This window comes from Muriicola sp. (genome assembly GCF_041567615.1).
GTDB lineage: Bacteria > Bacteroidota > Bacteroidia > Flavobacteriales > Flavobacteriaceae > Muriicola.
In genome coordinates, this window is sequence record NZ_JBFGBM010000200.1 from 1 (window position 1) to 4,258 (window position 4,258).

The following is a 4,258-nucleotide window of genomic DNA, read 5'->3' on the forward strand; positions in this document are numbered from 1 at the left end:
CCGGGTGATCAGCAAACCCGCTGAGGGTATTTTGTGCCTGGACCTTGGACACAAATCCGTAGCTCCCGAAATGGATTTCCCCCGGGTAAGGATCCTCGGGATGGAATCCACAGAACAGATAGGGCAGAGCGAAGAACACCTGGTCCTGAAAACAAATGATGCTTCAGAAACCCGAATGGGTGAGGTTCGTTATGCGATTCCCATGCACATTTGCCCCACGGTGGCCAAATATCCCGAAGCCCTGACTGTTGAACATGGCAAAGTGACCGGGGCCTGGAGGGTGGCTGCGAGGGATCATTAGTTTGGACTGAGATCCCACAATGCTTTTTTTGGGTTGCTCAATTGATCACCTTTTCCTTTCTCAGGAAGGTATCCAGCCCGTTGGCAATTTCAAAACACCTGCTCACCTTCTCAACTCCCTGACAGTATTTGGCATCCATGTTTTCATACTGGCAATTGAAGCCGGCGAGATTCACTTGCTTAAAATTCCCATTGAGCTCTACGCATTGTTTGTACAGGGAATCCAGGGTATCCTCTTTTTTAGTCTCAATCCCGCTGCGCAGCAGATAGCCCCTGAGATAATTCTGAACGGCTAGCTGGGCATTCTTACAAACCAGAAAAGAGACTACATCTTCCTCCGGCCTGTACAGTTCCCTGTTGGCTTCCTTCATTTTCTCCACGGCGATCTCAAAATAGGGGTTTGCTAAGGTTTCCATAATATCTGTTTTAATTATTTTGTACTACCACATAAGGCTCCCCCTGAGATTTACAGGGGGAGAACTTTACATATTTCTAAAGAGTTCGAGGCGTTCCCATTTGGTTTCCACTTCTTCCTGAGCTTGTTTCAAGAGGGATTTACCCAACTCAGGATTTTCCTTGACAACCCTTGTAAAACGAGTCTCCCTGTACATGAAATCCTCGAGCGGCCTGCTGGGTTCCTTGGAGTCCAGTTTGAACTTCTTGCCTTTGGGTTTGGAAGGATCAAAGCGGAACAGAGGCCAGTAGCCAGTTTCCACTGCTCTTTCCTGGTGGAGGGCTCCTTCTTTGAGGTCGTATCCGTGTTCCCCGCAATGGGAGTAGGCGACGATCAGGGAAGGCCCGGGATAAGCGGCCGCTTCTTCAATGGCTCTGAGGGTTTGCATATCCTTCGCGCCGAGGGCGACCTGGGCTACATAGACATTCCCGTATGAAATGGCCTGCAAGGCCAGGCTCTTCTTGCCGGTTCGTTTCCCGGAGACCGAGAACTTCGCACTTGCACCCAGGGGTGTTGCTTTGGAGGTTTGTCCGCCCGTATTGGAATACACCTCGGTATCGAGGACCATAATATTGATATCCTCCCCGGAGGCCAGTACGTGGTCTACTCCACCATATCCAATATCGTAAGCCCATCCATCACCTCCCAGAATCCACACCGCCTTCTTACGAAGGTATTCGGTGAGATTCAACAACTTGGCGACTTCGGGGACCTCTTTGTTTTTAAGAAGGATTTCCCTGAGTTCATCAAGTTGTCTGAATTTCTCTTTGCGCTGGGCCTCATCCTCCTCCGGGTTGTTCAGGATGGCTTCTACCAGTTCCTTGCCGACTGTATTCTCGAGGGACTTAAGCAGCTCCACGGCAATTTCCTGTTTTTTAGACAGGGCCAGTTTCATTCCAAAACCGAATTCTGCATTATCCTCGAATAGGGAGTTCGCCCAGGCCGGTCCCCTACCCTCCTTATTGGTCTTATAAGGAGTCGTGGGCAGGTTGCCTCCATAGATGGAAGAACAACCGGTGGCATTCGCGATCATGATGCTGTCACCAAACAGCTGGGTCAGCATTTTGATATAAGGCGTTTCCCCGCATCCCGAACAGGCACCTGAGAATTCAAACAGGGGTTCGAGGAACTGGGAACCTTTGATATTGGTGATCTGCAGGGCAGAGCGATCGTAATCAGGCAATTGGGTAAAGTAGTTCCAATGCTCATTTTCAACGGTATCCACATCCAGTTTCCTGTGCATGTTGATCGCCTTGAAATCAGGTATTTCCTTGCTTTCTGCAGGACACACAGCTACACAGAGGTCACAGCCGGTACAGTCTTCCGGGGAAACCTGCAGAATATAGGATTCCGTTTCACTGGTAAAGGGTCTGCCTTTGGCCGGTACCCTTTTCAGGGTCTGAGGAGCGGTGGTTAGATCCTCATTGGGAACAACTTTTGCCCTGATCGCTGCATGCGGACAGATGGCCACGCATTTATTACACTGGGTACAGATGTCTTCCCCATCCCACACCGGGATAAAATCGGCTATCCCCCTTTTCTCATACTGGGTAGTTCCTGTAGGGAAGGTCCCATCGATGGGGAAGAAACTCACAGGGAGCTCATCTCCCCTCCCGGCTAAGATCTTGCCGAGGACCTCTCTGACAAATGGATCGGGTTCACCACTCATAATGGATTTCAAACCCCTTGTATTCGTGGTCTTTTTAGGATACTCCACTTTTTCGAGATGTTTCAGGGCGGTGTCAACCGCCTTGAAGTTCATCTTCACTACCTTTTCGCCTTTGTGCGAATAAGACTTCACGATGGCATTCTTGATCTTCTCTATTGCTTCCTCTCTGGGGAGAATGCCTGAGATCGCGAAGAAACAGGTCTGCAGTACCGTATTGGTGCGTTTCCCCAGTTTGGCTTCGTGCGCCACTTTTGTAGCGTCTATGACATAGAAGTTCAGTTCATTGTCTATGATCTCCTGTTGCATGATACTGGGCAGTTGTTCCCAGATCTCATCTTTGGAATAGGGGGAGTTCAGAAGGAAGGTCCCTCCTTTCTTAATGTGCGACAGGATATCGTATTTCTCAATAAAATTGAACTGGTGACAGGCGATAAAATCCGCCGTGTTGATCAGGTAGGACGAGTACACGGGATTTGGCCCAAATCGCAAATGCGAGATGGTCTGAGCCCCCGCTTTCTTGGAATCATAAACAAAATATCCCTGCACATAGTTATCGGTTGTTTCTCCGATGATCTTGATGGAGTTTTTGTTCGCCCCTACGGTACCATCAGACCCCAGGCCGTAGAACATACAGTTGAAAGTCGTCTTTTTCGTCTTGAAGACCGGGTTGTATTCCAGGCTGGTATGGCCCAGGTCATCCTTGATACCAATGGTAAAATGGTTCTTGGGTTCATCCTTTAGCAACTCATCGTAAATTCCTTTGACCATGGCCGGGTTGAACTCTTTGGAAGAGAGGCCGTATCGACCTCCGACCACCGCCGGCATTTTTCGCTGGCTTTCCACAAATGCAGTAACCACATCCAGGTAAAGGGGTTCCCCAAGGCTTCCGGGTTCTTTGGTCCTGTCGAGTACCCCGATCTTTTTAACCGACTTCGGCAACTGATCCATAAAATGCTCCATGGAGAAAGGTCTGTAAAGCTTGACAAATAGGGCTCCTACCTTTTCTCCCTGTTCTACCAGGGTATCCACAGTTTCACGCACAGCACCTTCTCCTGAACCCATGATGATGATTACCCGCTCTGCCTGAGGATGGCCTATATAATCAAAAAGGTTATATCTGCGTCCCGTATGGGAGTAGAATTCATCCATCACCTCCTGTACCACTTCCGGCACTTTGGCGTATTGAAGATTGGCCGCTTCCCTGGCCTGGAAGAATACATCCGGGTTTTGGGAAGTACCTCTGACAACGGGATGGTCTGGATCCAGGGATCGCTTTTTGTGATCCGTGATCTTATCTTCCGGCATCATGGCTTTGATCACCTCATCCGGGATGTTATCGATCTTGGAGATCTCATGAGACGTCCTGAACCCATCAAATATATTGAGGAAAGGCACCCTGGTCTTTAAGGTAGCTACCTGGGAGATCAGGGCAAAATCCATGGCCTCCTGTACAGAACCTCCGAACATCATAGAAAATCCGGTTTGCCTGGTGGCCATTACGTCAGAATGATCCCCGAAAATAGATAGGGCGTGAGTTGCCACCGTCCTTGCTGCCACATGGATCACAGCCGGCAACAGTTCACCGGCGATCTTGTACATATTCGGGATCATTAACAGCAGACCCTGGGAAGCTGTGAACGTAGTGGTCAGGGCTCCTGCCTGCAGGGACCCGTGAACGGCACCGGCGGCACCCCCCTCACTTTGCATCTCCACGATCCTGGGAACATTGCCCCATATGTTCTTTTGCCCCTTGGAACTGTAGACGTCCACGTGCTCACCCATAGGCGAAGCAGGGGTAATTGGGTAAATGGCACAGACCTCATTGGTCTTATGAG

Annotated in this window: 2 protein-coding genes and 1 pseudogene; 1 reads left to right on the forward strand and 2 read right to left on the reverse strand. The window is 49.8% G+C overall.

The window, feature by feature from the left end; all coding sequences use genetic code 11:
• Nucleotides 1-301: pseudogene (locus ABYP73_RS11735) on the forward strand (D-TA family PLP-dependent enzyme); the annotation flags it as partial.
• Between the two features lie 37 nt (nt 302-338).
• Here ABYP73_RS11735 and ABYP73_RS11740 read toward each other — a convergent pair.
• Nucleotides 339-716, reverse strand: a complete 378-nt coding sequence (locus ABYP73_RS11740; RefSeq protein WP_372945271.1) for a hypothetical protein — start codon at nt 714-716, stop codon at nt 339-341.
• A 66-nt stretch (nt 717-782) separates the two neighbouring features.
• On the reverse strand, nt 783-4,258 hold a 3,476-nt coding region (nifJ, locus tag ABYP73_RS11745), incomplete at its 5' end, for a pyruvate:ferredoxin (flavodoxin) oxidoreductase (protein WP_372974448.1).